The following is a 26,395-nucleotide window of genomic DNA, read 5'->3' as shown; positions in this document are numbered from 1 at the left end:
GTGGTGCCCGGGCGTTGATTGTGACAGCGGGGTGTTCGTCCGATCCAGGCCCGTACATCACGGAACAGCACCGTTTGTGGCCTGGACCACTGGAGGTCGGACCGGAACCGGGGTCAGGTACGGACCGTCCCACCGGGCATGGAGGCCGGAGGGGGACGAGGGATGCGCGGCGGGTGGCGACGGGTCCTCACCGGGGCGGCGGTCGTGGCGGGGACGGCGGTGGCGGGTGCGGCCGGGGTGGTGCTGGGGGCGAGCGCGACCGTGCTGCTGTCGTTGTGGCTGGGGCCGGACCCGGGCAACATCACCCATCCGATCGGGACAGAGCCGCTGCCCCGGCCGACGCCCACGGCGGTGGACACCGCGCCCTTCGAGGAGCGGGCCGACGCGATCGCCGCGAGCTGGCCCCGGCCGGAGCCCCTGCCCGGGGGCGGCGGCCCCGATCTGCTGCCGGTGCAGGGGGTGGATTCGGTGGAGCCGGACGCGACGGTGCTCACCGTCTCCGTCGGTTACGGTGCCTGTGATGCGGACTACGGCGCCTGGTTGCGGGAGACGGCGGAGCTGGTGATCGTGGGGGGCTGGACCGTGTCCGATCCGGCGGCGGGCCCGTGTACGGAGGAGTTGCTGACCGGTGTCCGGGTGCTCGGTCTGGAGTCGGAGCTGGGCGGCCGGCCGGTGGTCGACGCGGTGTCCGGGGCGGTGCTGCCACCGGCCCGGTGAGCCGGACGGCCGCGCCGGCGGCCAGGACCGCAGCGGCGAGAGCGCCGAGGACCAGCACCACGAGGGCGGTCCGGGCGGCGGCGTACGGCGGTCCGGCCAGCGGGGCGACCGCTTCCTGCGGGTCGATCCACGCGGTGACGAGATCACCGGCCACGGTCTGCGCCCGGCAGTCGCCCGGATGCCACGAGGGCCCCTGGTTCAGCGGCTCGCGTACCGGGGTGCCGTCCAGGAGGCTGATCCGGCACTGCCGCAGTTCGGTGTTTCCCGGGGGTCCGCTGCGGGTCGTCCGTGCTTCGGTGACGCGGGCACTCACCCGCTCCCCGCGCCAGGCGATCAGCAGCCAGCGGGTGGCGAGTCCGGTCACCAGCGCGCCGCCGAGGGCGATCAGGCAGGTGAGCCGGGTGCGCCACTGCCAGCGGCTTTGGGTGAAGAGCCACCCGACGGCCAGCATGACCGCCGCCACCGCGCCCAGTCCCTGGACGAGGATCACCGGCCAGGGGGTGTGGCCGCCGTTCAGGATCAGGTACTGGAGCGCGCCCAGGGCGCAGGCGGCCACGAAGAGGGCTGCCCCGAGGACCGCGCCCGTCAGCCGCAGCGCTCCGTTCCGTAAGACCGTCACCGCTCCCCCGTTCCCGTCCCCGTCCCCGTCCCCGTGGCCCGCGCGGCCGGCGCGCGCATCACCGGCTTGCGGCGTGCGGCCGTTCGCGCCCCTCGGCTGCCGTCTGCCCGCGCCGGGGTGTGGACATGCCTCGGCGCCTGCCCTCGCTCGGTCGGGGAGAGGCAGGCGCCGCGGCCACTTTCCGTACGACGTTGTACGGAAGCGGGTGGGGCCCGGTGCCGGTGGTGGCGGGTGCCGGGCCGGTGGGGTCGGGCCGTCAGACCGTCAGGGCGCGGTCGGTCGGCCGGACCGGGTAGGGCAGGGCGCTGGGCGCGCCGGTGAGGTAGCGGTCCACGCCGCGGGCGGCGGCGCGGCCTTCGGCGATGGCCCACACGATGAGCGACTGGCCGCGGCCGGCGTCGCCGGCCACGAACACGCCGTCGACGTTGGTGGCGTAGTCCGCGTCGCGGGCGATGTTGCCGCGCGCGTCGAGGTCGACGCCGAACTGCCGTACGAGGCCGTTCTCCTGGTCGGTGCCGGTGAAGCCCATGGCGAGGGTGACCAGCTGGGCCGGGATCTTGCGTTCGGTGCCCGGCTTGGGGGTGAGCTTGCCGTCGATGAACTCGACCTCGACGAGGTGCAGCCACTGGACGTTTCCGTCCTCGTCGCCCTCGAAGTGGGTGGTGGAGACGGAGTAGACGCGTTCGCCGCCCTCCTCGTGCGCGGAGGTGACCTTGTAGGTCATGGGGAACGTGGGCCACGGCTGGTGGCCGGGGCGGGTGTCGCTGGGCCGGGGCATGATCTCCAGCTGGGTGACGGACGCGGCGCCCTGCCGGTGGGCGGTGCCCACGCAGTCGGCGCCGGTGTCGCCGCCGCCGATGACGACCACGTGCTTGCCCTCGGCGGTGATGGGCGCGGTGATGTAGTCGCCTTCCTGCACCTTGTTGGAGAGCGGCAGGTACTCCATCGCCTGGTGGACGCCGTTGAGTTCGCGGCCGGGGACGGGCAGGTCGCGGGCGGTGGTGGCGCCGGCGGCGATGACGACGGCGTCGTAGCGCTTGCGGAGCTTGGCGGCGTCGATGTCGCGGCCGATCTCGACCCCGGTGCGGAACTTGGTGCCCTCGGCGCGCATCTGCTCGATGCGCCGGTTGATGTGGCGCTTCTCCATCTTGAACTCGGGGATGCCGTAGCGCAGGAGTCCGCCGATGCGGTCGGCGCGCTCGTACACCGCGACGGTGTGGCCGGCCCGGGTGAGCTGCTGGGCGGCGGCGAGTCCGGCGGGGCCCGAACCGATGACGGCGACGGTCTTGCCGGAGTGGCGCTGCGGGGGCTGCGGGGTGACGTCCCCGGCCTCCCACGCCTTGTCGATGATGGTGACCTCGACGTTCTTGATGGTGACGGCGGGCTGGTTGATGCCGAGCACGCACGCCGACTCGCACGGCGCGGGGCACAGCCGGCCGGTGAACTCGGGGAAGTTGTTGGTGGCGTGCAGCCGTTCGCTGGCGGCGGTCCAGTCCTCGCGGTAGGCGTAGTCGTTCCACTCGGGGATGAGGTTTCCGAGCGGACAGCCGTTGTGGCAGAACGGGATGCCGCAGTCCATGCACCGGGACGCCTGCTTGCTGATGATGGGCAGCAGCGAGCCGGGGACGTAGACCTCGTTCCAGTCCTTGACGCGTTCGGCGGGCGGCCGGGAGGTGGCGGTCTCGCGGCCGGTGGTGAGAAAGCCCTTCGGGTCAGCCATGGGTCGCCGCCTCCATCATCTTCTCGTGGGTCTCGGACTCGCTGAGTCCGGCGCGCTCGGCGGCGTCCTTGGCGGCGAGCACGGCCTTGTACGTGGTGGGCATGATCTTGCTGAAGCGGGTCACGGCGGTGTCCCAGTCCTTGAGCAGCGTGCCGGCGACCGTGGATCCGGTCTCCTCGGCGTGTCGGCGCACCACGTCGTGCAGCCATGCGCGGTCGGCGTCGTCGAGTGCTTCGACGGCGACGAAGCCGGGGTTGACGTTGTGTTCGTCGAGGTCGATGACGTAGGCGACGCCGCCGGACATGCCGGCCGCGAAGTTCCGTCCGGTCTCGCCGAGGACGACGGCGTGGCCGCCGGTCATGTACTCGCAGCCGTGGTCGCCGACGCCTTCGGCGACGACCGTGGCGCCGGAGTTGCGGACGCAGAAGCGTTCGCCGACCCGGCCGCGCAGGAAGAGTTCGCCGCCGGTGGCGCCGTAGGCGAGGGTGTTGCCGGCGATGGTGGAGTACTCGGGCAGGTGGTCGGCGGCGCGGTCGGGCCGGACGACGATCCGTCCGCCGGACAGGCCCTTGCCGACGTAGTCGTTGGCGTCGCCTTCCAGGCGCAGGGTGACGCCGCGGGGGACGAAGGCGCCGAAGGACTGGCCGGCGGAGCCGGTGAAGGTGATGTCGATGGTGTCCTGGGGCAGTCCGGCGCCGCCGAACTTCTTGGTCACCTCGTGGCCGAGCATGGTGCCGACGGTGCGGTTGATGTTGCGGATGGCGACCTGGGCGCGGACCGGCCGGGCGTCCTGGGCGGTGGGTGCGGTCAGGGCGTCGGCGGAGAGCCGGATCAGCTCGTTGTCCAGGGCCTTCTCCAGGCCGTGGTCCTGGGAGATGACCTGGTGGCGGGGGGTGCCGGCCGGCAGGTCGGGGATGTGCAGCAGCGGGGCGAGGTCGAGCCCGGCGGCCTTCCAGTGGTCGACGGCGCGGCTGATGTCGAGGAGTTCGGCGTGGCCGACGGCTTCCTCGATGCTGCGGAAGCCCAGTTCGGCGAGGAGTTCGCGGACTTCTTCGGCGATGAACTCGAAGAAGTTGACGACGAATTCGGGCTTGCCGCTGAAGCGTTCGCGCAGGACCGGGTTCTGGGTGGCGATGCCGACCGGGCAGGTGTCCAGGTGGCAGACCCGCATCATGACGCAGCCGGAGACGACGAGCGGCGCGGTGGCGAAGCCGTACTCCTCGGCGCCGAGGAGGGCGGCGATGAGGACGTCGCGGCCGGTCTTCAGCTGGCCGTCGGTCTGGACGACGATGCGGTCGCGCAGTCCGTTGAGGAGCAGCGTCTGCTGGGTTTCGGCGAGTCCGAGTTCCCAGGGGCCGCCGGCGTGCTTGAGGGAGGTGAGGGGGGAGGCGCCGGTTCCGCCGTCGTGTCCGGAGATGAGGACCACGTCGGCGTGGGCCTTGGAGACGCCGGCGGCGACGGTGCCGACGCCGACCTCGGAGACCAGCTTCACGTGGATGCGGGCGGCCGGGTTGGCGTTCTTGAGGTCGTGGATGAGCTGGGCGAGGTCCTCGATGGAGTAGATGTCGTGGTGCGGGGGCGGCGAGATGAGGCCGACGCCGGGGGTGGCGTGCCGGGTCTTGGCGACCCACGGGTACACCTTGTGGCCGGGCAGCTGGCCGCCTTCGCCGGGCTTGGCGCCCTGGGCCATCTTGATCTGGATGTCGTCGGAGTGCACCAGGTATTCGCTGGTGACGCCGAAGCGTCCGGAGGCGACCTGCTTGATGGCGCTGCGCCGGGTGGGGTCGGTGAGGCGTTCGGGGTCTTCGCCGCCTTCGCCGGTGTTGGACTTGGCGCCCAGCCGGTTCATGGCGATGGCGAGGGTTTCGTGCGCTTCCCGGGAGATGGAGCCGTAGCTCATCGCGCCGGTGGAGAAGCGCTTGACGATCTCGCTGACGGGCTCGACCTCGTCCAGCGGCACGGGGGCGCGCTCGCCGTTCTTGAGGCGGAAGAGTCCGCGCAGGGTCATGAGCCGTTCGGCCTGCTCGTTCACCCGGCCGGTGTACTGCTTGAAGATGTCGTAGCGGCGTTCGCGGGTGGAGTGCTGGAGCCGGAAGACGGTGTCGGGGTCGAAGAGGTGCGGTTCGCCCTCGCGGCGCCACTGGTACTCGCCGCCGATCTCCAGGTCGCGGTGGGCGGGGGCGATGCCGGAGGCGGGGTACGCCTTGGCGTGCCGGGCGGCGACCTCCTGGGCGATGACGTCGAGGCCGGCGCCGCCGATCTTGGTGGTGGTGCCGTGGAAGTAGGTGTCGACGAAGGACTCGTCGAGCCCGATGGCCTCGAAGACCTGCGCGCCGCGGTAGGAGGCGACGGTGGAGATGCCCATCTTGGACATGACCTTCAGGACGCCCTTGCCGAGCGCCTTGATGAGGTTCTTGATGGCGGTCTCGGCGTCGGTGCCGGGCAGGTAGGTGCCGCGGCGGACCAGGTCCTCGACGGATTCCATCGCCAGGTAGGGGTTGACGGCGGCGGCGCCGTACCCGATGAGGAGGGCGACGTGGTGGACCTCGCGGACGTCCCCGGCCTCGATGAGCAGCCCGACCTGGGTGCGCTGCTTGGTGCGGATGAGGTGGTGGTGGACGGCGGAGGTGAGCAGCAGGGAGGGGATGGGGGCGTGCTCGGCGTCGGAGTGCCGGTCGGAGAGCACGATGAGGCGGGCGCCGTCGGCGATGGCGGCGTCGGTCTCGGCGCGGATCTCGTCGAGGCGGGCGGCGAGCGCTTCGCCGCCGCCGCTGACCCGGTAGAGGCCGGAGAGGGTGGCGGAGCCGAAGCCGGGGAGGTCGCCGTCGGCGTTGATGTGGATGAGCTTGGCCAGCTCGTCGTTGTCGATGACCGGGAAGGGGAGGTTCACGGAGCGACAGGAGGCGGCGCTGGGCTCCAGCAGGTTGTGCTGGGGGCCGAGGGAGGAGTGCAGGGAGGTAACCAGTTCCTCGCGGATGGCGTCCAGCGGGGGGTTGGTGACCTGGGCGAAGAGCTGGGTGAAGTAGTCGAAGATCAGCCGCGGCCGGTCGGAGAGCGCGGCGATGGGGGTGTCGGTGCCCATGGAGCCGATGGGTTCGGCGCCGCTGCCGGCCATGGGGGCGAGCAGGATGCGCAGCTCTTCCTCGGTGTAGCCGAAGGTCTGCTGGCGCCGGGTGACGGAGGCGTGGGTGTGGACGACGTGTTCGCGCTCGGGGAGGTCGGCGAGGTCGATGAGGCCGCTGTCGAGCCATTCGGCGTAGGGGTGTTCGGCGGCGAGGGCGGCCTTGATCTCGTCGTCCTCGATGATGCGGTGCTCGGCGGTGTCGACGAGGAACATCCGGCCGGGCTGGAGGCGACCCTTGCGCACGACGCGGGCGGGGTCGATGTCGAGGACGCCGACCTCGGAGGAGAGGACGACGAATCCGTCGTCGGTGACCCAGTAGCGGCCGGGGCGCAGTCCGTTGCGGTCGAGTACGGCGCCGACCTGGGTGCCGTCGGTGAAGGCGACGCAGGCGGGGCCGTCCCAGGGCTCCATGAGGGTGGAGTGGAACTGGTAGAAGGCGCGCCGGGCGGGGTCCATGGAGGCGTGGTTCTCCCATGCCTCGGGGACCATCATGAGGACGGCGTGCGGGAGGGAGCGTCCGCCGAGGTGGAGGAGTTCCAGGACCTCGTCGAAGGAGGCGGAGTCGGAGGCGTCCGGGGTGCAGACGGGGAAGATCCGCTCCAGGGCGTCGCGGTCGCCGATGCGTTCGCCGAAGAGGGGGGAGGCCAGCTGGGACTCGCGGGCGCGCATCCAGTTGCGGTTGCCGCGCACCGTGTTGATCTCGCCGTTGTGGGCGACGAACCGGTACGGGTGGGCGAGCGGCCAGCTGGGGAAGGTGTTGGTGGAGAAGCGGGAGTGGACCAGGGCGATGGCGGATGCCAGGCGACGGTCTGAAAGATCAGGAAAAAATGGCTCAAGCTGTCCGGTGGTGAGCATCCCCTTGTAGACGAGGGTGCGGGCGGACAGGGAGGCGAAGTAGACGCCGGTCTCGCGTTCGGCGCGCTTGCGCAGCACGAAGGCGAGGCGTTCCAGTTCGATGCCTGTCCGGGAGCCGTCCGCATCCTGGACGAAGAGCTGCCGGAAGGCGGGCATGGCCTCGCGGGCGGCGGCGCCGAGGAGCTGCGGGGCGACGGGGACCTCGCGCCAGCCGAGGACGGTCAGTCCTTCTTCGGCGGCGATGGCCTCGACGGCGGCGACGGCGGTGGCGTTCTCGTCGGCGCCGACCGGGAGGAAGGCGGTGCCGACGGCGTAGGAGCCGGCCTCGGGAAGACCGAAAGGAACATTTTCGCGCAGAAAAGCGTGGGGGATCTGGATGAGGATCCCCGCGCCGTCCCCGGTGTCCGGGTCGGAGCCGGTGGCACCGCGGTGCTCCAGGTTCCGCAGCACGGTGAGCGCCTGATCGACCAGCTCGTGGCTGGCCTCGCCCGTGAGGGTGGCGACGAAGCCGACGCCACAGGCGTCGTGCTCGTTGCCCGGGTCGTACATCCCCTGCTTCACCGGGTGGGACGCAGAACGCATCGGCACTCCCGTCGTCTCTTGGTAGGTGCTGGTACCGAGGGACGACGTTGGCCCTGGTGGCTCAAAATTTTCGTGCAGGTTACACGATGGCGAGGTTTCCGGGAAGTGGATACCTCTGTCCACGATGCGGACTTCGTTCTGCCGTGCTGCGGCCGGAGAATGGCGGATATGTCGCCGCTGGCGGACGTGGAAGCCTCATGCCCGCAGGAAACGAACTGAAACCCTCCGGAAACAAAGCTCACCCATGAGCGCGCCACCCAGTACCCAGCGTACGGGGTGGCGGGTATATTCCCGGGCGAACCGGTCAGCCCAGTGCGGTGCCGAGCAGTGACCCGAGCCCGTAGGTCAGGGCCGCGGCCCCGGCGCCCAGCAGCAGCTGGCGCAGCCCGCTGTACCACCAGGAGCGGGCGGTCACCCGGGACACGACCGCGCCGCACACGAAGAGCCCGGCGAGCGCCAGCAGGGCGGCCGGCCAGAACGCCGTACCGCCCAGCAGATAGGGCAGCACCGGCAGCAGCGCGCCCACGGCGAAGGAGCCGAACGAGGCGAGCGCCGCGACCAGCGGCGAGGCCAGATCGCCGGGGCCCACGCCCAGCTCCTCGCGGCTGTGGATCTCCAGCGCCTGCTCCGGATCGCGGGACAGCTGGCGGGCGACCTCCCGGGCCAGCTCCGGCTCCACCCCGCGCCGTACGTACACCTCGGTCAGCTCGGCCAGCTCGGCGTCCGGGTTGCGGGCCAGCTCGCGCCGCTCCACCTCGATCTCGGCCAGCGCCAGCTCGCGCTGCGAGGCGACCGAGGTGTACTCCCCGGCCGCCATCGAGAACGCCCCAGCCGCCAGCCCGGCCATACCGGCGACGGCGATCGTGTGCGCCGACGCCGAGGACCCCACCACCCCGCTGATCAGCCCGAGGTTGGAGACCAGCCCGTCCATGGCCCCGAAGACCGCGGGACGCAGCCAGCCGCCGCTCACATCGCGGTGCCGGTGGTGGGCCTCGGCGGACGCCGTCATGACGCGGAGGCAGCCCCCGCCTTGTCGGTGCCCTCGCCGGGCTCCCCGCCCTTCTTGCTGAGGTCGGCGCCCTTGGCGGGCTCCTTGTCGCCCTCGGTCGCGGTCCGCTCCCCGTCCGCGTCGGCGTCCGCGTCGCCGGCTCCGGCTTTCTCGGCGGCGGCCTCACCCGCGCCCCCGGAGCCGTCCGCGGCACCCGGCTCGACGACCTCCTCGCGGCCCGGCCGGCGCTTGGCGGAGATCACCAGGTAGGCGACGGCGGCGAGGAAGACGACGATGGAGGTCCAGTTGTTCAGCCGCAGACCCAGCACCTCGTGGGCCTCGTCGATGCGCAGATACTCGGTCCAGAACCGGCCCGCGGTGTACGCGGCCACGTACAGGGCGAACGCCCGGCCGTGCCCGAGCTTGAACCGCCGGTCGGCCCAGATCACCAGCACGCCGACACCGACGCACCACAGCGACTCGTACAGGAAGGTGGGGTGGAAGGTCCCGCTGTCGATGCCGTTGTCGATCTCCAGCGCCCAGGGCAGATCGGTGGGCTTGCCGTACAGCTCCTGGTTGAACCAGTTGCCCCAGCGGCCGATCGCCTGCGCGAACGCGATCCCGGGCGCCACGGCGTCGGCGAACGCGGGCAGCGGGATCCCGCGCCGCCGGCAGGCGATCCAGGCACCCACCGCGCCACCGGCGATGGCACCCCAGATGCCGATGCCGCCGTCCCAGATCTTGAACGCGTTGACCGGGTCGCGCCCGTCACCGAAGTACAGCTGGTAGTCGGTGATGACGTGGTACAACCGCGCGCCGATCAGCCCGAAGGGCACCGCCCACACGGCGATGTCGGCGACGGTCCCGGGCTGTCCGCCCCGGGCGACCCAGCGCTTCCCGCCGAGCCAGATGGCGACGAAGACACCGATGATGATGCACAGGGCATAGCCACGCAGGGGCAGCGGCCCGAGATGGACCTCGCTGGTGCCTGGGCTGGGGATAGAGGCAAGGATCTCCATGGTGCCCCCGACGCTACCGCGCCGCGGCTCCACCCGGGAATCCACGGCCCGCATTCCGGGCCGGGATCACCCTCCGTGACCAATCGTATGCGGCAAGCGTGAGCTTCCCGTTTCCCCTTGCGAAGAGGGCCCCGCCACCCGCGCGGCCCGTGCACGGCGTCCTCCCGGGGCCCCGGCCACTCGCCGCCTCACGCCCGCCCGAGCGGTTCCCAGGAGCCGCCGAGCACCGCACGCGCCCTGTCGACGTCGGCCGGCCGCCCGGCGAACCGCTTGGGAATCACCAGCACACCGGAGCGCGGCGACCGTGAGGTGAGGAGAACGAAGCTCCCGCGGGTCTCCGCGAAGAAGGGATACGCCTGCCGGGAGATCCGGGTCGTGATACCACCTTCGACGACCTGGACGGCGTCTTCCTCCAGGCTGATCGTGCACTCCTCCCCCCGCCGCGCCCGCCTCACGATCCGTACGAGTTGCATCCGCACAGAGAAGAACCAACCGAACGCCCCGCACGCGGCGATGACGAGGACGGAGGCGACGGCCGCCCGTCCCAGCTCGTCCTGGTCACTGGTCACCAGCGCCACAGCGGCCATCAGTCCGACAGCCATGAGTGCGTGAAAACCCACCCGGAGGGCCGGAGCCCCACGCCGCGCCCGTCGCCCCTCGATCAGTTCGGCCGTGGTCACCCACCCCCTGAACTCCAGCGTTCCGTGATCACCACGCGAGGCCGGCTCACTGGTCACGAACAACGGCTCACTCATCCCCACCCTCCCTCGTCCCAGCCGCCCCGATTCCCGAGTCGGCCCGACAAGGCACAACCCGCCGCCGAAGCCGGCACACAGACTGCCCCCCACGGGACAGGTGCGCTGTGGGGGGCAGTCTGTGATCTTCATCAGGTGTTCGCAAGCTCATCACGTCGTGACCGGCTCGCGCTTTGGGCGGCTGGGTCGTCCGGTGAGGGTTTTGTCCCCGCTGCCGAGACCGAGACGTGACCGGTCAGGACCCGGCGGCCAGCTGGTTCACCTGGTTGCGCAGGGAGTCGGGGGTCAGCGGGACCGACGGGTCGCCGTAGATGTTCTCGCCGTTCAGCAGGATCGTCGGGGTCGCGTTGAAATCCGAGGACATGAAGTCCGCGTTGCTGCGCTGCACCCAGTCGTCGTGGGTGCCCTCCTGGACGCAGGTGCGGAACTCCGCGTTGTCCAGGCCGTCGACCTGGCCGGCCAGGTCGATCAGCAGGTCCTTGTCCCCGAAGGCGTCGTCCGCCTCGGCCGGCTGGTTCTCGAACAGCACGTCGTGGTAGGCGGCGAACGAGCCCTGGTCGTTGGCGCACTGGGCGGCGTTGGCGGCGTTCTTCGAGCCGTCGCCGCGGATGTTGCCGTCGATGATGCTGACCAGGTGGTACTCCGCCTTCAGCGTGCCCGCGTCCGTCAGCTCGTGGATGACGTCGCGGAAGCCGTTCTCGAACTGGCTGCACGCCGGGCAGCGGAAGTCCTCGTACACCGTCAGCGTGGCCGGCGCCGTGGACTGGCCCACCGTGATGGGCTCGGCCGCCGGGCCGTCGTTGCTGCCGCTGCCGCCCGAGTTGGCCGCCAGCACGCCGACGACGGCCGCCACCGCCAGGACGGCGGTGGCCGTTCCGCCGACCTTGAGCACGCGCATCCGCTTCTCTGCGGCCTTCTCGCGCTCGCGCTCCTCCCGCATCCGGTCGCGGGCCCTGCCTTTTCCGTCACGGTTCTTCTGGCTCACGCCCGGGGCAACGACTCACAGGCCGCGAGGACACGGTTCACCGGGCCGGTGCCTCCACGGCCGCCGTCGCGGCGATCGGCACGCCACCCGGGAGATACGGGCAGCCCGGCCGGGAGGCACCCGGCCGGGGGCTAACCTTCCTTGATCTCCCAGGGCACCGTCAGCCACGGGCTCTCCGGCTCCGTGCTGAGGATCCGGTGCACCTCCAGCATCTCCCGGTACCAGTCCCCGAACGTCTCGTCGTCGAAGTGCAGACAGCGGCCCAGGATGTACCCGGCCGCGAAGTCCGGCCACGAGCGGTACATCCGGCGCGCCGCCGCGCCCGCCCGCAGCAGGGCCGTCTCCGCCTCGTGCGTGTCGCAGTACCGGGCGCCCAGGCCGTCCCGCGCCATGAACGAGGCGCGCCCGTAGTCCCAGGCCAGGACGGACCGTACCGACGCGTCCGCCGCCAGAATGCCGTCCGCGCGGAACCGGGCCTCGTAGCGCAGGATCCGGCCGATCAGGTCCTGCGCGAGGGTGATGTCCGCGTCCAGGTCGAACTGCGGTGGCCGGCCGGTCTTGTCGACGACCTCGGCGGTCCTGGCCAGCAGCACCCGCTCGGCCGTCTCCCGCCACTGCACCGCGCCCGGTGCCGTGCCGTACTCCTCGATCAGGACGTGCCGCACCCGCAGACAGAACTCCCACGCGGGCGGTGACAGTTCACCGCGCAGCAGCCCCTCCTGGGCCTCCAGCCAGCCCTCCCGGCCGGTGATGCCCCACCAGGTTTTCAGCAGTTCGCGGGTCTCGGAGTAGCCGCCGCTCTGCCAGCCCAGCTGGTTCCACAGCGTCCCGTTGTTGACCAGCAGCAGCGCCCCGCAGGCCATGCCGTGCGCCATGGCGTCGCTGCGCGGGCCGGTCCACAGCGTCTTCAGCCGCGCCTCGGGCTTCGCCCGCTTGGCGTGCCGCTTCCACTGCCGGGGCTCGGCCGGGACGAACGTCTCCACCGGGGTGCCCGGGTTCACCGCCAGCCAGTTGACCGTCCTGGGCCACGCCTTGGCCAGCGGCCCCAGGTTGCCGCGTTCGAAGACCTGCCCGCCGGACGGCGGGGGCAGCATGCCCCGGGTGAAGACGGCCACGCACAGCCCCTCCACCTGCGGGTCGCGGAACGGCGCGAAGCGGAACCCGCCGGGTACCGCGTCGACGACCTCGCGCGACATCGGAAAGAACAGATCGGTGCCCGCCAGGACGTCGAAGAACGCCGGCCAGTCGCCGTTCATGCCCGCCGTGTACAGACCCGCCTCCACGACGGTCGGCGGCTGCCAAGGCCCTTCGGATGTGGCCCCCATACTCCCCATGGGCAGACCTTATCGGGCCCGGCCGCCCCCGCGCGGATCAGCCCGGGGGCGGCCGGCAGCGCCGGTCAGTCCCGGCGCCGTACCCCGGCGGCCAGCCCCGCGGCCAGCCCCCGGACGGCGGTGAGCCCCGCCGTCTCGTCTCCCTCGTGCGCCAGGAGTTCCTTCACGAAGGCCGTTCCCACGATGACCCCGTCCGCGAACGCGGCGACCTCGGCCGCCTGGCCCGCGTTGGAGACGCCGAGCCCCACGCACACCGGCAGTTCGGTGGTGGCGCGGGTGCGGCGCACCAGGCCGGCCGCCTCCCGGCCCACCGACTCGCGGGTGCCGGTGACACCCATGAGGGAGGCCGCGTACACGAAGCCGCTGCCCGCCGCCGTGATGGTGGCCAGCCGGTCGTCCCGGCTGCTGGGCGCGACGACGAACACGGTGGCCAGCCCGTGCTGCTGGGCCGCCTTCCGCCACACCTCGGACTCCTCGACCGGCAGGTCCGGCAGGATGCAGCCCGCCCCGCCGGCCGCCGCGAGTTCGGCGGCGAACCGCTCGGCGCCGTACCGGTCCACCGGGTTCCAGTACGTCATGCACAGCACCGGCGCCCCGGTGGCGGCGTGCACCTCGCGGACGGTGCGCAGGACGCCCTCGATGCGGACGCCGCCGCGCAGCGCGATGTCGTCGGCGGTCTGGATGACCGGGCCGTCCAGCACCGGGTCGCTGTGCGGGAGGCCGATCTCGATGACGTCGCAGCCGCCCTCCACCATGGCGACGGCGGCGCGGATGCCGCCGTCCACGGTGGGGAAGCCGGCCGGGAGGTAGCCGATGAGGGCGGCGCGGCGCTCGGCGCGGGTGGCGGCCAGGGTGGTGCTGAGCAGGTCAAGGTTGCCCGTCATGCCGGCGCTCCCTCGGTGTCGTCGTAGAGCCCGAAGTAGCGGGCGGCGGTGTCCATGTCCTTGTCGCCACGGCCGGAGAGGTTGACCAGCACCAGGCCCTCGGGGCCGAGTTCGCGTCCCAGGTCGAGGGCGCCGGCCAGTGCGTGCGCGCTCTCGATGGCCGGGATGATGCCCTCGGTGCGCGAGAGCAGCCGCAGCGCGCGCATCGCCTCGTCGTCGGTGACGGGACGGTACTCGCCGCGCCCGCTGTCCTTGAGGTAGGCGTGCTCGGGGCCGATGCCCGGGTAGTCGAGGCCGGCGGAGATCGAGTACGGCTCGGTGATCTGGCCCTCGTCGTCCTGGAGGACGTAGGAGCGGGAGCCGTGCAGGATGCCGGGTTCGCCGGCGGTCAGGGTGGCGGCATGTTCGCCGGAGTCCACGCCGTGGCCTGCGGCCTCCAGGCCGACCAGCCGTACGCCGGTGTCGGGGACGAACGCGTGGAAGAGCCCGATGGCGTTGGAGCCGCCGCCCACGCAGGCGGCCACCGCGTCCGGCAGCCGGCCGGCGCGCTCCAGGATCTGCCGGCGGGCCTCGACGCCGATGACCCGGTGGAAGTCGCGCACCAGGGCGGGGAACGGGTGCGGCCCGGCGACGGTGCCGAACAGGTAGTGGGTGCTGTCGACGTTGGCGACCCAGTCGCGGAACGCCTCGTTGATGGCGTCCTTCAGGGTGCGGCTGCCGGAGCGCACCGGGATGACCTCGGCGCCCAGGATGCGCATCCGGGCGACGTTGAGCGCCTGGCGCTCGGTGTCGACCTCGCCCATGTAGATGGTGCAGTCCAGGCCGAACAGCGCGCAGGCGGTGGCGGTGGCCACGCCGTGCTGGCCGGCGCCGGTCTCGGCGATGACCCGGGTCTTGCCCATGCGGCGGGTGAGCAGGGCCTGGCCGAGCACGTTGTTGATCTTGTGGGAGCCGGTGTGGTTGAGGTCCTCGCGCTTGAGGAAGATCCGCGCGCCCCCGGCGTGCTCGGCGAACCGGGGCACCTCGGTCAGCGGCGAGGGGCGGCCGGTGTAGTGGACGAGCAGATCGTTGAGTTCGGCGGCGAAGGCCGGATCGGCCTTGGCCTTCTCGTACTCGGCGGCGACCTCCTCGACGGCGGCGCGCAGCGCCTCGGGGATGAAGGTGCCGCCGAAGGCCCCGAAGTACCCCCCGGCGTCGGGGACCTCCCCTTGCGGGTCGGGGTGGAAGTACAGGTCGGACATGCGTGAGCCCTCCGGGCATGGATGGGTACGGAAACGGTGCTGCGGTGGGGGTGGGGCGCGGCGCGCGGGTGCGCGGGCCGGGGGCGTACGGCGGTGCGGCGGTACGGCCGGTGGCCCGCCGGTGCGCGGCGGCGCCGGGTGGCGGTGCGCCGTGCGGGCAGCCGGCGGTACGTCAGCCGGGACCCGCGGGCCGTGCCGTCGCGGACGTCAGCGCGCGCGGTACGGCCGGCCGGGGCCGGCCGCGGTCAGGCGGCGTGTATCGCCGTCCGGCCGCCGAGCGCCCTCGCCCGGCACGGCCATCGCCTGCCGCTGATCTGTCCGGGCTCGCTGCCGATGTGGTACCGCACCCGCCGTCCCAGCACCCGCCTGGCCGGCGCGCGGCAGCCGCGCGGCGCGGCGCCCCGGGCCAGCCGGGGGAAGTCGGTGGGGACGGCGGCGGGCATGGCTGGTCAGCGTCCGTGCCGCAGGGCCGGGTGCTCGCCGGCGGCGACCAGGTCGGCCACGGCGGTACGGGGGTCGCGTCCGGTCACCAGGGACTCGCCGACCAGGACGGCGTCCGCGCCCTCGTTGGCGTAGGCGATCAGGTCGTGCGGGCCGCGCACGCCCGACTCGGCGACCTTGATCAGGTGATCGGGGATCTCGGGGGCCACCCGGGCGAAGGTGCCCCGGTCGACCTCCAGCGTCTTCAGATTGCGGGCGTTGATCCCGACGATCTTGGCGCCGGCGGCCACCGCGCGTTCCGCCTCTTCCTCGTCGTGCGCCTCCACCAGCGGGGTCAGGCCGATCGACTCGGCCCGCTCCACCAGCGACACCAGCGCGTCCTGCTCCAGGGCGGCCACGATCAGCAGCACCAGGTCGGCGCCGTACGCCCGGGCCTCCCACAGCTGGTAGGAGGTGACCACGAAGTCCTTGCGCAGGATGGGGATGTCGACGCGGGCGCGGACGGCCTCCAGGTCGGCGAGCGAGCCGCCGAACCGCCGCTCCTCCGTCAGGACGGAGATCACCGCCGCGCCGCCCGCCTCGTAGTCGGCGGCGAGCCCGGCCGGGTCGGCGATCGCGGCGAGCGCGCCCTTGGAGGGGCTGGACCGCTTGACCTCGCAGATCACCCGGACCCCGTCGCCCTTGAGGGCGGCGACCCCGTCCCTGGCCTGCGGCGCCTTGGCGGCGCGCTGCTTCAGCTCGTCCAGGCTCACCCGTGCCTGGCGCTCGGCGAGGTCCGCACGCACTCCGTCGATGATCTCGTCGAGCACACTCACGCGGCGGCCTCCAGTCGTAAGGGGATCGCGGATCGATCGGACACACCGATGGTATCGGGCCCGGGGCAGAGGTTACGCCCCCGGCGGGAAGAGCGGCAGATTGCGCAGCACGGTGAAGGCCGCCACCGCCGCCGCCAGTGCCCAGCGGCAGGCGGCGGGTACGGCCGGCGGCGGCACGGGCCGGCCGCTCAGTTCGGCCACCAGCCAGTACAGCAGCGCGGCGCCGAGGACGAGGGCGGCGACCACCACCAGGGCGTTGGCGGCCAGTGCCTGGCCCGGCAATCCGTGGGCCAGGGCGTGGGCGGCGCGCAGTCCGCCGCAGCCGGGGCAGTCCCAGCCGGTGAGGGCGGGCAGCGGGCAGGCGGGGTAGGGGGAGCCGGGCGCGGACGGGTCCACGGCCGCGACCACGGCCCAGGCGGCGCCCGCCGTGGCCAGCGCGGAGAGCGGGGCGGCGGCCCGGCGCAGGCGGCGCGCGGCGGGGACGGTGGGGGCGTCGGGAGGCACGGGCCCAGCTTGGGCGGGGTGCCGGGGGCACGCAACGGCGCGACGCCGATCGGGGGATCGATCGGCGCCGCGCCGGGTGGTGCGGGTGCGCTGCCGGTACGGCGGGCGGCCGGTGCGGTCGCCCGCGGACGGCCGCGGTGGGGCCGGTGCGGTCAGTTGCCGGCCGCGGCGGCCGGGGCCGGGGCCGGCTCGGCGGTGCGCTCGGCGGCCGGGGCGGTGCGCTGCGCGGGCAGCGTCTCGGGCTTCTTGCCCAGGCCCATCGCGCGCATGACCAGGCCGGCGGCCACGCCCACGGCGGACAGGCCGACCCAGGCGCCCAGGCCCACGAAGGGCTGGCCCGCGACCATGAAGTACCCGCCGACGATCGAGGCGGCGATCATGATGATGACACCGGTCCAGGCGGCAGGGGTGTTGCCGTGGTCGTCGTGGCCCGCCATGCTCATGCTCCTTGTGTTCCTCGGTGGTGGGGAATGCCCACCGCCATTGTGTCAGGCCCCTTCGGGGAGCCGGATGAGGCCCTTGGTCCCGAACTTCCGGCCCCGGACTTCCGGTCCCGCACTTCCCGCTAGGTGGTGGGATCCTCGCCCCGGTCCAGGGCCTTCCACAGGTCCTCGGGACGGTCCGGGTCCACCGCGCCGCGTCGGCCGCGCCGGTCGCCGCGCTCGGCCCGCTCGTACCGTCCGGACATCGCCGGCCACTGCCGCCCGTAACTCAGCGCCAGCAGCCCGGCGATCAGCAGCAGCAGCCCGCCCACGGCCGAGAACCACGGCCAGCCGGAGTGGCTGACGCCGGTCACCGCCGCCTCGGTCAGCCCGAGCGCGTCGCCCGCCGAGCGCTCCAGGGCCGTGGTGTCGGAGGCGCCCACCAGCGCGGCGCCGATCGCGCCGGCCCCGCTGAGCGCCAGCACGGAGGCGACGATCACCCGCCCGGTACGGCGCACCGCGAACACCGCGACCAGCGACGCGAGGCCCACCAGGGCCAGCGCGCTGGGCAGCCCGGACACGGCGCTGCCGCTGGCCGTGACGTGCAGTTCGCCGGCGCCGAGGCCCATCTGGCTCGCCTCGCCCTCGCCCCAGGTCTGTCCGGCGGCGATCAGGACGACGGTTGCCCCGGCGGCGCCACTGAGCAGCGCCGCGCCGAGCGCGCGGCGCGAGGCGCGGGCGGGGCTGCTGCTGGCCGGCTCACGAGTCACCCCTCCACGCTACCGCGCAGCTTCGCGGCGGTGCCGACCGCCCTGAGAACCGCCGCCGCCTTGTTGCGGCACTCGGTGTCCTCGGCCACCGGGTCGGAGTCGGCCACGACCCCGGCGCCGGCCTGGACGTACGCCGTGCCGTCGCGGAGCAGCGCGGTGCGGATGGCGATGGCGGTGTCGGCGTCGCCGGCGAAGTCGAGATAGCCGACGCAGCCGCCGTACAGCCCGCGCCGTACCGGCTCCAGTTCCTCGATGAGCTGGAGGGCGCGCGGTTTGGGGGCGCCGGAGAGGGTGCCGGCGGGGAAGCAGGCGGTGAGCGCGTCGAAGGCGGTCCTGCCGTCGGCGAGGGTGCCGGTGACGGTGGAGACGATGTGCATGACGTGGCTGTAGCGCTCCACCGTCATGAAGTCGACGACCTCGACGCTGCCGGGCGCGCAGACCCGGCCGAGGTCGTTGCGGCCGAGGTCGACCAGCATCAGGTGCTCGGCGCGTTCCTTGGGGTCGGCGAGGAGTTCGGTGCCGAGGTCGGCGTCCTGCTGCGGGGTGGCACCGCGCGGGCGGGTGCCGGCGATGGGGTGCAGCATCGCGCGGCCGTCCTCGACCTTCACCAGGGCCTCGGGGCTGGAGCCGACGATGTCGAAGCCGCCGAAGCGGAAGAGGTACATGTACGGGCTGGGGTTGGTGGCTCGCAGCACCCGGTACACGTCGAGGGCGCTGGCCGGGCAGGCCGTCTCGAAGCGCTGGGAGGGCACCACCTGGAAGGCGTCGCCGGCCCGGATGTGCTCCTTGACGTCCTCGACGGCGGCGCGGAAGTCGGGGCCGCCCCAGTGCGCGGTGTACGGCGGCAGTTCGGAGGCGGGCAGCGGCACGGCCTCGGCCGGCACCGGGCGGGCGAGGTCGGCGGTCATGGCGTCGAGCCGGGCGACGGCGTCGGCGTACGCCTCGTCCACGCCGGTGTCGCGCGCGTTGTGGTTGATGGCGTTGGCGATGAGCAGCACGGTGCCGTCGCGGTGGTCGAGGACCGCGAGGTCGGAGGCGAGCAGCATGGTCAGCTCGGGCAGGCCCAGCTCGTCGCGGGCGTGTTCGCCGATCCGCTCCAGACGGCGGACCACGTCGTACCCGAGGTAGCCGACCATGCCGCCGGTGAACGGCGGCAGGCCCGGCTCGCGCGGGGTGTGCAGGGCGGTGAGGGTGGCGCGCAGCGCGTGCAGCGGGTCGCCGTCGGTGGGGACGCCGACGGGCGGGGTGCCGAGCCAGTGGGCGGCGCCGTCGCGGACGGTGAGGGCGGCGGCGCTGCGGACCCCGATGAAGGAGTAGCGGGACCAGGTGCGGCCGTTCTCGGCGGACTCCAGGAGGAAGGTGCCGGTGCGTTCGGCGGCGAGCTTGCGGTAGAGGCCGATGGGCGTGTCGCCGTCGGCGAGCAGCCGGCGGGTGACCGGGATGACTCTGCGGTCCTTGGCCAGTATCCGGAAGCGGTCGGGGTCCGGCGTTGCCCGGTGCGCCTGCTGCGCCTGCTGCGTCATGGCTGGTGAGCCTACTGCCCCGGGGCAACCGGCAGGGGGTCCGCGTCGAAGCAGGTGCGGTCGCCGGTGTGGCAGGCGGCGCCGACCTGGTCGACCTTGACCAGCAGGGTGTCGCCGTCGCAGTCGAGGGCGACGGACTTGACGTGCTGGTGGTGGCCGGAGGTGTCGCCCTTGACCCAGTAGGCGCGGCGGCTGCGGGACCAGTACGTGCAGCGGCCGGTGGTGAGCGTACGGTGCAGGGCCTCGTCGTCCATCCAGCCGAGCATGAGGACCTCGCCGGTGTCGTACTGCTGGGCGATGGCGGGGACGAGGCCGTCGTCGGTGCGCTTGAGGCGGGCGGCGATGGCGGGGTCGAGCGCGGATGTGGTGCGGGCCATAGCCCCTATTGTGCCGGGCGCGGCGCGGTGGCGGGACGGTTGCCGGGGCCTCACCCTAGGCTGGGACGTATGTCTACCCATGCCAAACGTGAACGACTGGTGCTCGCCGACCTGTTGGAAGAGGCCGGCCCGGATGCCCCGACGCTGTGCGACGGCTGGAACACCCGTGATCTGGCGGCGCACGTGGTGGTGCGCGAGCGCCGCCCGGACGCGGCGGCCGGCATGGTGATCAAGCCGCTGGCGGCGCGCGGCGAGAACATCCGGACGGAGTTCGCCGCCAAGCCGTACGCGGAGCTGCTGGAGCTGATCCGGTCCGGTCCCGGCCGTGGTTCGCCGTTCTCGCTGAAGCCGATCGACGAGGCGGCGAACACGGTGGAGTTCTTCATCCACGCCGAGGACGTGCGGCGGGGCGGCGAGGGCTGGGAGCCGCGCGCGCTGGACCCGGTGTTCGCGGACGCGCTGTGGAAGCGGCTGGAGACGACGGCGCGGCTGATGGGCCGCAAGAGCCCGGTGGGTCTGGTGCTGCGCCGGCCGAACGGGCAGACGGTGGTGGCGCAGAAGGGCGCTCCGGTGGTGACGGTGACCGGTGAGCCGGGTGAGCTGCTGCTGTTCGCCTCGGGCCGGCAGCGGGCGGCGCGGGTGACGGTGGAGGGCGAGGAAGCCGCGGTGAAGGCGGCCGGCGCGGCCCGGATGGGTCTTGGCGGCTGACGGCCGGAACGTCGTCCGCGCACCCGCTACGGTGGCGGGATGACCGATGACTGCGGGGTGCGGATCGACGACGGTGTGGAGTTCCCGGTGCCGGCGGCCGGTGAGTTGTGGGCGGTCGGGGCCGTGGTGCTCAACGGGCGCGGGGAGGTGTTCGCGCAGCGGCGGTCCGCCGCGCGGCGGCTCTTCCCGGACACCTGGGATCTGATCGGCGGCCATGTCGAGCCCGGCGAGACGCTGTTGGCGGCGCTGGTGCGCGAGGTGGCCGAGGAGACGGGGTGGCGGCTGCGCCGGGTGCGGCGCCATCTCGGGGTGCTGACCTGGGAGGGGGACGACGGGCTCGGGCTGCGGCACGAGGCCGACTTCGTGGTGGAGGTGGACGGGGATCTGTCGGCGCCGCGGCTGGAGTGGTCCAAGCACCCGCGGTACGGGTGGTTCGGTCCTGCGAATCTGGCGGAGCTGAAGGACAACCGGGCGCCGCACGAGCAACTCGTGTACGAGGTGGCGGCCCGGGCGCTGGGCGTCGCCCCAGGCTGACCGCCCGACCTGCGCGTATCTGTTCGCTCCCGTGTGAATGCGTGCAGACGTCTTGACAGTGCCGTGACCGGTTGGCAACACTCCCGGCGAATCAGCAAGCGCTTGCACGTGTCGTGCGCATGATTAATGAATCGATTCACGTCGATCGATTCACGGGCACCGCCATGCCACCGCACACCCCGCACGCGCTCCGTACCCACCCACCACATAGGAGTGATGATGGGCGGAAGTGCTGCTCCACCGGCCCCCGGGCACCGGCACGGCCACCGAACCCGCCGGGGCCGCGCCCTGCTGCGGACCGTGATCACGGCGGTCGCCGCCGCCGCGACCGCCGTGGTGGGCCTCGCCCTGCCGGCGCAGGCACGGGCCGCGGAACCGGTCACCGTGTATCTCGCCAGTGACTCCACCGTCCAGACCTACGACCCGTACTGGGTCCCGCAGGCCGGCTGGGGCCAGGTCTTCGACCGGTTCTTCACCGACGACGTCACCATCGCCAACCACGCCATCGGCGGGCGCAGTTCGCGCAGTTTCATCGAGGAGGGGCGGCTGGACGCCATCCTCGATGTCATCCGCCCGGGCGACTACCTCTTCGTGCAGTTCGGCCACAACGACGCCACCGTCGACCGGCCCGAGCGCTACACCCCGCCCGACGACTACAAGGAATACCTGCGCCACGACTACATCCGGCGCGCCAAGGAGCGCGGCGCGATCCCGGTGGTGGTCACCCCGGTGTCGCGGCGCTCCTTCGACCCGGCCACCGGCCAATTCAATGTCTCCTTCCCGCAGTACGTGGACCGCGCCATCGCGGTCGCGCGGGAGGAGAACGTCCCGCTGATCGACCTGTCCGCGTCCTCCCGCGCCTATCTGGACAGCATCGGCCCGGAGGAGGCGAAGTCGGTCTTCCTGCACGTGCCGGCCGGTGTCTATCCCAACCGGCCCGCCGGGACCGTGGACGACACCCACTTCCAGGAGTACGGCGCCATCCAGATGGCCCGGCTCGTCGCCCAGGACGTCGCCCGGCTCGACACCCCGCTGGCGAGCCGGGTCACCGGCGCCGGCACCCCGGGCGCGGTCCCGGAGCGGCCCACCGGGCTGGCCGCCCGGGACATCTCCGACCAGGGCGCCCGGCTGACCTGGAACGCGGTGCCCGGTGCCGACATCTACCGGGTGCAGCGCAAGCCGCAGGGCGCGCCGGAGAGCGCGTACGCCCTGGCCGCCACCTCCACCCTCCCGCTCGCCGATGTGTCGGGGCTGTCGGCGGGCAGCGGGTACGAGCTGCGGGTGATCGCGGTGAACGCCCGCGGTGAGTCCGCCCCGTCCGCCCCGCTGAGCCTGACCACCCGCTCCCCGGAGTACCGCTTCGACTTCGGCCCGGTGGGCCAGGTGGTCGCCGCGGGCTGGACGGAGGTCAACACCGGGACGCTGTACAGCGCCGAGCGCGGCTACGGCTTCGTCTCCACCGCCGAGGTGATCGACCGGGACCGGGGCGGCGCGCTGGACGCGGTGCAGCGGGACTTCGTCGCGTACTTCGGCGGCAGCTACGAGTTCCGGGTGGACGTCCCCGACGGCACCTACGCGGCCACCGTCCAGGTCGGCGATCTGCTCGGCTCGGCGCGCACCCAGCTCGCCTTCGAGGGCCGGGACGCCGGCGGGGTCTCGGCCGGCGGCGGCAGCGTCACCACGGCCACCTTCACCGGGATCACCGTCACCGACGGGCAGTTGAACGTCACCGTCTCGGGCCAGACCGCGCACCTCAACGGTCTGGAGCTGACCAGGACCGGCTGAGCCGGACCGGTCCCCCCTTCGTGGCCCCGGCACGTCGCCGCGCGGCGCGCGACCGCGCGCCGGGGGCCGCCGCACCACCTCGCACCAACCCGCAACAAAGGAGCACGGATGGCTTTCCGAGCCGCAAGCGTCCGAAGATCAACCCGTACCCTCACCGTCGCCGCCCTCGCCGCGCTGGCCACCGCCGCCTCGCTGCTGACCGCCCCGGCCGGCACCGCCGCGCCCGGCGGCAAGCCCTCCCCCGCCCCGGTGCGGGCGATGGAGCAGCTGGACCGGGCCCCCGTCGCCGTACTCACCGAGGACGGGGTGTACGTGGGCTGGCGGATGCTCGGTCTCGACCCGGACCACATCTCGTTCCACGTCTACCGGGACGGTGAGCGCATCACCCGGCAGCCGCTGCGCGGCGCCACCAACTACACCGACCCGGACGGCACCGCCGACTCCCGTTACCAGGTGGCCGTCGTCCAGGGCGGCAACGGGCCGCGCGGCGAGCGCACCGAGGAGTTCGGTGTCTGGTCGCAGCAGTACCGCGACATCCCGGTCGACCGGCCGGCCGGCGGGACGACCCCGGACGGGGTGGAGTACACCTATCACCTGGGCGACGCGAGCATCGGCGATCTGGACGGCGACGGCCGCTACGAGATCGTCCAGCTGTGGTCGCCGAGCAACGCCAAGGACAACGCGCACTCCGGGTACACCGGCAACGTCTACATCGACGCCTACACCCTGGACGGCGAGCAGCTGTGGCGGATCGACCTGGGCCGCAACATCCGGGCGGGTGCGCACTACACCCAGCTGATGGTCTACGACCTCGACGGTGACGGCCGGGCGGAGGTCGTGGTGAAGACGGCGGACGGGACGGTCGACGGCACGGGGGCGGTGCTCGGCGATCCGTCGGCCGACCACCGCAACTCGGGCGGGTACATCCTGTCGGGGCCGGAGTTCCTGACGGTCTTCGACGGGCAGAGCGGCGCCGCCGTGGAGACGATCGACTACTCCCCCGGGCGCGGGAACGTCGCCGACTGGGGCGACGGTTACGGCAACCGCGTGGACCGGTTCCTGGCGGGGGTGGCGTACCTGGACGGGGAGCGGCCGAGCGTGGTCTTCGCGCGCGGCTACTACACCCGTACCGTGCTGGTGGCGTACGACTACCGGGACGGGGCGCTGCGCGAGCGCTGGACGTTCGACTCGAACGACTGGGGGCGTGCGTACGAGGGGCAGGGCAACCACAGCCTGTCGGTGGCCGATGTGGACGGCGACGGGCGGGACGAGATCGTGTACGGCCAGCTGACGCTGGACGACGACGGGACGCCGCTGTACAACACCGGGCTGGGGCACGGCGACGCGCTGCACGTGGGTAACTTCGATCCGTCCCGGCCGGGTCTTGAGGTGTTCGGCGCGCACGAGAGCATGTCGTCGTCCGGCAACCGGGGCGCGACGTTCCGGGACGCGGCGACCGGGGAGATCCTGTACGACATGGCGGCCACCCGGGACACCGGGCGGGCGGCGATCGGTGACATCGACCCGACCCATCCGGGCGCGGAGGGCTGGGCGGTGACGGCCACCGGGGCGTGGAACTCGCGCGAGGGCGAGCTGCGCGCGGCGGACGGGACGCTGCTGGGCACCTCCATCCCGTCGGCCAACTTCATGATCTGGTGGGACGCCGATCCGCTGCGGGAGATCCTGGACCACACCTTCGACGAGGCGAACGACCCGGCCGGTGCGCCGTTCATCGCCAAGTGGGACTGGGTGAACCAGGAGCAGGTGGAGATCTTCCATCCGGAGGGCGTGTACTCCAACAACTGGACCAAGGGCACGCCGGTGATCCAGGCGGATCTGTACGGGGACTGGCGGGAGGAGGTCGTCTACCGGACGCAGGACGACTCGGCGCTGCGGGTGTTCACGACGGTGGACGAGACGGATCTGCGGCTGCGCACGCTGATGCACGATCCGCAGTACCGGCTGGCGGTTGCCTGGCAGAACGTGGCGTACAACCAGCCGCCGCACCCGTCGTTCTTCATCGGGGAGGGCATGGACCGGCCGGCGAAGCCGCGTATCGGCTATGTGCCGGCTCCGCTGGCCCGCTGACCCTCAGCAGCTCCCATAACTGCGCAGGTCAGCGCAGGAATCACCAGGATCCAACAGGGTCCGACGTCGCCGGGCGGCCCGATCGCGGGCCGCCCGGCCGCGTTGCCGAACCTTCGAACATGACGTCGGCGTTTCCGAAAAGTTATCCGCCGCCCGGTTGCCGGAGCAGGCCCCGGCTGTATTGTAACGATTCACTTCGGGTGTCACCGGGGGCCGGTAAGGCGTTGAGAAGCCATTGACACCTCCCGTGGAGTGCCGTTGTGCATAACGGAGCAAGGAGGCTCTACATGTCATTCAAGAAGACCGCGCTGCGTGGTCTCGCGATCGCCGTAGCCGGATCTCTGGCCCTTACGGCATGTGGCTCCGACGGTGGCAGTGGTGACGGTGGGAATGTCACCCTCAAGTTCACCTGGTGGGGCGGCGACGAGCGGGCCTCCCGTTATGAGCAGGCCATCAAGCTGTTCGAGGACGAGAACCCGGGCATCAAGGTCCAGACCTCTTTCGCGGCGTTCCCCGACTACTGGACGCAGCGCTCCACGGATGCCACCTCCGGCGAACTCCCCGACGTCTTCCAGATGGACGCCTCCCGGCTCCTGGAGTACGCGGGCTCGGGTCTGCTGCTCGGTTTCGACGACTACGCCGGTAACCAGCTGGACACCTCGCAGATCGACGCCGAACTCCTCAGCTCCGGCGAGGCCAATGGCGAACTGGTGGCCATCCCCACCGGCACCAATACCCTCACCCTGATGTACAACCCCGATCTCATCGAGGAACTCGGCCTGGAGATACCGGACTGGGACTACACCTGGGACGAGTACTTCGCCTTCATCTCCGAGGTGACCGCGGCCGGCGCGGACCACAGCCCGCGCGTGTACGGCGCCGACGACCCCACCATGGTGTGGTGGCTGTTCATGCAGCACCTGGTGCAGCAGGGCATCGAGCCGTTCAGCGAGACCGGTGAACTGAACTTCACCGAGGACGACATGCGGGAATTCATCGACAGCGCGGCCTCCCTGCGCGCCCCCGACGACCAGTTCTTCCCCGCCGAGCGGACCGAACAGCTGGACCCGCTGGGCGGGTTCACCAACGGCGAGGCCGTGATGGAGTTCCACTGGGACAACTTCATCCACAACTACTCGCACGACCTCGGCAGCGACAATGTGCAGCTGATGCCGGTGCCCACCGGCGCCGACGGCCAGAAGCACATGTTCTTCAAGCCCACCATGCAGCTGAGCATGGGCGCCAACACCAAGCACCCCGAAGAGGCCGCCCTGCTGGTCGACTTCCTCATCAACTCCCCCGAGGCCGGCGCCATCATCGGCACCGACCTGGGCGTGCCGGCCTCCGCCGAGCGGCTCGACGCCCTGGAGATCGAGCCGGGCAGCCTGGACGAGCGGGTCATCGAGTACCAGCAGCGGGCGCGTGACGAGGGCTACATGACGGCGACCGTGCCGTTCCAGCCCGAGGGCTTCGGCGCGGTGGAGACCGAGTACGTCGAGGTGCTGGCCGCCGAGTTCGGCTTCTACCGCATCGACACCGACACCTTCGTCCAGCGCTGGTTCTCCGAGGCGGGCAACCACCTCGTCCGCTGACCGGTATCCCCGG

22 protein-coding genes are annotated in these 26,395 nt (G+C 72.3%); 6 read left to right on the top strand and 16 right to left on the bottom strand.

Annotated features, from left to right (window positions below; all coding sequences use genetic code 11):
* Positions 1 to 162 precede the first annotated feature (162 nt).
* The gene (locus BM385_RS10460) at positions 163 to 717 is read left to right on the top strand and encodes a hypothetical protein (RefSeq protein WP_093842857.1); all 555 of its coding nucleotides are present in this window, start codon (positions 163 to 165) and stop codon (positions 715 to 717) included.
* Between the two features lie 875 nt (positions 718 to 1,592).
* On the opposite strand, the gene BM385_RS10455 is transcribed toward BM385_RS10460, so the two are convergent.
* The 16 genes from BM385_RS10455 to hisI all read right to left on the bottom strand — a co-directional run bounded on the left by BM385_RS10455 (position 1,593) and on the right by hisI (position 19,675).
* Positions 1,593 to 3,056 (bottom strand): glutamate synthase subunit beta, encoded by a 1,464-nt coding sequence (locus tag BM385_RS10455; RefSeq protein ID WP_093842856.1) that lies wholly within the window; start codon positions 3,054 to 3,056, stop codon positions 1,593 to 1,595.
* Positions 3,049 to 7,617, bottom strand: coding sequence for a glutamate synthase large subunit (gltB, locus tag BM385_RS10450; RefSeq protein WP_093842855.1), 4,569 nt, complete (start codon positions 7,615 to 7,617; stop codon positions 3,049 to 3,051). The genes BM385_RS10455 and gltB overlap by 8 nt, the downstream gene beginning before the upstream one ends.
* 304 nt (positions 7,618 to 7,921) lie before the next feature.
* Positions 7,922 to 8,626, bottom strand: coding sequence for a VIT1/CCC1 transporter family protein (locus tag BM385_RS10445; protein ID WP_093842854.1), 705 nt, complete (start codon positions 8,624 to 8,626; stop codon positions 7,922 to 7,924).
* A complete protein-coding gene (gene lgt, locus BM385_RS10440; protein ID WP_093842966.1) occupies positions 8,623 to 9,624 on the bottom strand; it encodes a prolipoprotein diacylglyceryl transferase in 1,002 nt (333 codons plus the stop codon). Before lgt ends, BM385_RS10445 begins: the two co-directional genes overlap by 4 nt.
* Before the next feature lie 188 nt (positions 9,625 to 9,812).
* Entirely contained in the window at positions 9,813 to 10,226 is a 414-nt protein-coding gene (locus BM385_RS10435; RefSeq protein ID WP_139275163.1) for a hypothetical protein, read from the bottom strand.
* Between the two features lie 388 nt (positions 10,227 to 10,614).
* Positions 10,615 to 11,364: a DsbA family protein gene (locus BM385_RS10430; RefSeq protein WP_093842852.1), complete on the bottom strand. Its 750-nt coding sequence runs from the start codon at positions 11,362 to 11,364 to the stop codon at positions 10,615 to 10,617.
* Between the two features lie 131 nt (positions 11,365 to 11,495).
* Entirely contained in the window at positions 11,496 to 12,689 is a 1,194-nt protein-coding gene (locus BM385_RS10425) for a DUF1266 domain-containing protein (RefSeq protein WP_237751288.1), read from the bottom strand.
* Positions 12,690 to 12,763: 74 nt separating this feature from the next.
* Positions 12,764 to 13,582: a tryptophan synthase subunit alpha gene (gene trpA / locus BM385_RS10420; RefSeq protein ID WP_093842851.1), complete on the bottom strand. Its 819-nt coding sequence runs from the start codon at positions 13,580 to 13,582 to the stop codon at positions 12,764 to 12,766.
* On the bottom strand, positions 13,579 to 14,823 hold the full coding sequence (gene trpB / locus BM385_RS10415) for a tryptophan synthase subunit beta (RefSeq protein WP_019433594.1): 1,245 nt from the start codon (positions 14,821 to 14,823) through the stop codon (positions 13,579 to 13,581). The genes trpA and trpB overlap by 4 nt, the downstream gene beginning before the upstream one ends.
* 245 nt (positions 14,824 to 15,068) lie before the next feature.
* Entirely contained in the window at positions 15,069 to 15,266 is a 198-nt protein-coding gene (gene trpM / locus BM385_RS10410; RefSeq protein WP_093842850.1) for a tryptophan biosynthesis modulator TrpM, read from the bottom strand.
* A 6-nt stretch (positions 15,267 to 15,272) separates the two neighbouring features.
* Positions 15,273 to 16,079 (bottom strand): indole-3-glycerol phosphate synthase TrpC, encoded by an 807-nt coding sequence (gene trpC, locus BM385_RS10405; protein WP_019433596.1) that lies wholly within the window; start codon positions 16,077 to 16,079, stop codon positions 15,273 to 15,275.
* Positions 16,080 to 16,151: 72 nt separating this feature from the next.
* A complete protein-coding gene (locus tag BM385_RS10400; RefSeq protein ID WP_254791498.1) occupies positions 16,152 to 16,583 on the bottom strand; it encodes a DUF2752 domain-containing protein in 432 nt (143 codons plus the stop codon).
* Positions 16,584 to 16,735: 152 nt separating this feature from the next.
* Complete coding sequence (locus BM385_RS10395) at positions 16,736 to 17,020, bottom strand: HGxxPAAW family protein (protein ID WP_019433598.1); 285 nt, start codon at positions 17,018 to 17,020, stop codon at positions 16,736 to 16,738.
* A 128-nt stretch (positions 17,021 to 17,148) separates the two neighbouring features.
* Complete coding sequence (locus BM385_RS10390; protein WP_019433599.1) at positions 17,149 to 17,775, bottom strand: TIGR02234 family membrane protein; 627 nt, start codon at positions 17,773 to 17,775, stop codon at positions 17,149 to 17,151.
* On the bottom strand, positions 17,772 to 19,298 hold the full coding sequence (locus BM385_RS10385) for an anthranilate synthase component I (protein WP_093842849.1): 1,527 nt from the start codon (positions 19,296 to 19,298) through the stop codon (positions 17,772 to 17,774). The genes BM385_RS10390 and BM385_RS10385 overlap by 4 nt, the downstream gene beginning before the upstream one ends.
* 11 nt (positions 19,299 to 19,309) lie before the next feature.
* Positions 19,310 to 19,675, bottom strand: a complete 366-nt coding sequence (gene hisI, locus BM385_RS10380; RefSeq protein WP_019433601.1) for a phosphoribosyl-AMP cyclohydrolase — start codon at positions 19,673 to 19,675, stop codon at positions 19,310 to 19,312.
* A 69-nt stretch (positions 19,676 to 19,744) separates the two neighbouring features.
* Here hisI and BM385_RS10375 point away from each other — a divergent pair, with 69 nt between their 5' ends.
* The 5 genes from BM385_RS10375 to BM385_RS10355 all read left to right on the top strand — a co-directional run bounded on the left by BM385_RS10375 (position 19,745) and on the right by BM385_RS10355 (position 26,382).
* Positions 19,745 to 20,383: a TIGR03085 family metal-binding protein gene (locus tag BM385_RS10375; RefSeq protein ID WP_026047400.1), complete on the top strand. Its 639-nt coding sequence runs from the start codon at positions 19,745 to 19,747 to the stop codon at positions 20,381 to 20,383.
* A 39-nt stretch (positions 20,384 to 20,422) separates the two neighbouring features.
* The gene (locus BM385_RS10370; RefSeq protein WP_093842848.1) at positions 20,423 to 20,917 is read left to right on the top strand and encodes an NUDIX hydrolase; all 495 of its coding nucleotides are present in this window, start codon (positions 20,423 to 20,425) and stop codon (positions 20,915 to 20,917) included.
* A gap of 300 nt (positions 20,918 to 21,217) precedes the next feature.
* Positions 21,218 to 22,702 (top strand): GDSL-type esterase/lipase family protein, encoded by a 1,485-nt coding sequence (locus BM385_RS10365; protein ID WP_254791496.1) that lies wholly within the window; start codon positions 21,218 to 21,220, stop codon positions 22,700 to 22,702.
* Between the two features lie 108 nt (positions 22,703 to 22,810).
* Entirely contained in the window at positions 22,811 to 24,790 is a 1,980-nt protein-coding gene (locus BM385_RS10360) for a rhamnogalacturonan lyase (protein WP_093842846.1), read from the top strand.
* A gap of 287 nt (positions 24,791 to 25,077) precedes the next feature.
* On the top strand, positions 25,078 to 26,382 hold the full coding sequence (locus BM385_RS10355) for an ABC transporter substrate-binding protein (protein ID WP_093842845.1): 1,305 nt from the start codon (positions 25,078 to 25,080) through the stop codon (positions 26,380 to 26,382).
* Positions 26,383 to 26,395: the final 13 nt, after the last annotated feature.

Origin of the sequence: Streptomyces harbinensis, assembly GCF_900116145.1 — a bacterium.
Taxonomy (GTDB): Bacteria; Actinomycetota; Actinomycetes; order Streptomycetales; family Streptomycetaceae; genus Streptomyces; species Streptomyces carpaticus.
This window is presented reverse-complemented; position numbering and strand designations above follow the sequence as displayed.

What these genes read in the sequence shown, in the direction of transcription:
- hisI (WP_019433601.1), bottom strand. Translation starts at nt 19,675, where the DNA reads ATGGCCCGCACCACATCCGCGCTCGACCCCGCCATCGCCGCCCGCCTC.
- BM385_RS10375 (WP_026047400.1), top strand. Translation starts at nt 19,745, where the DNA reads ATGTCTACCCATGCCAAACGTGAACGACTGGTGCTCGCCGACCTGTTG.
- gltB (WP_093842855.1), bottom strand. Translation starts at nt 7,617, where the DNA reads ATGCGTTCTGCGTCCCACCCGGTGAAGCAGGGGATGTACGACCCGGGC.
- BM385_RS10360 (WP_093842846.1), top strand. Translation starts at nt 22,811, where the DNA reads ATGGCTTTCCGAGCCGCAAGCGTCCGAAGATCAACCCGTACCCTCACC.
- BM385_RS10455 (WP_093842856.1), bottom strand. Translation starts at nt 3,056, where the DNA reads ATGGCTGACCCGAAGGGCTTTCTCACCACCGGCCGCGAGACCGCCACC.
- BM385_RS10355 (WP_093842845.1), top strand. Translation starts at nt 25,078, where the DNA reads ATGTCATTCAAGAAGACCGCGCTGCGTGGTCTCGCGATCGCCGTAGCC.
- trpM (WP_093842850.1), bottom strand. Translation starts at nt 15,266, where the DNA reads ATGCCCGCCGCCGTCCCCACCGACTTCCCCCGGCTGGCCCGGGGCGCC.
- BM385_RS10460 (WP_093842857.1), top strand. Translation starts at nt 163, where the DNA reads ATGCGCGGCGGGTGGCGACGGGTCCTCACCGGGGCGGCGGTCGTGGCG.
- BM385_RS10425 (WP_237751288.1), bottom strand. Translation starts at nt 12,689, where the DNA reads ATGGGGGCCACATCCGAAGGGCCTTGGCAGCCGCCGACCGTCGTGGAG.
- lgt (WP_093842966.1), bottom strand. Translation starts at nt 9,624, where the DNA reads ATGGAGATCCTTGCCTCTATCCCCAGCCCAGGCACCAGCGAGGTCCAT.
- BM385_RS10385 (WP_093842849.1), bottom strand. Translation starts at nt 19,298, where the DNA reads ATGACGCAGCAGGCGCAGCAGGCGCACCGGGCAACGCCGGACCCCGAC.
- trpB (WP_019433594.1), bottom strand. Translation starts at nt 14,823, where the DNA reads ATGTCCGACCTGTACTTCCACCCCGACCCGCAAGGGGAGGTCCCCGAC.
- BM385_RS10370 (WP_093842848.1), top strand. Translation starts at nt 20,423, where the DNA reads ATGACCGATGACTGCGGGGTGCGGATCGACGACGGTGTGGAGTTCCCG.
- BM385_RS10435 (WP_139275163.1), bottom strand. Translation starts at nt 10,226, where the DNA reads ATGGCTGTCGGACTGATGGCCGCTGTGGCGCTGGTGACCAGTGACCAG.
- trpA (WP_093842851.1), bottom strand. Translation starts at nt 13,582, where the DNA reads ATGACGGGCAACCTTGACCTGCTCAGCACCACCCTGGCCGCCACCCGC.
- BM385_RS10395 (WP_019433598.1), bottom strand. Translation starts at nt 17,020, where the DNA reads ATGGCGGGCCACGACGACCACGGCAACACCCCTGCCGCCTGGACCGGT.
- BM385_RS10445 (WP_093842854.1), bottom strand. Translation starts at nt 8,626, where the DNA reads ATGACGGCGTCCGCCGAGGCCCACCACCGGCACCGCGATGTGAGCGGC.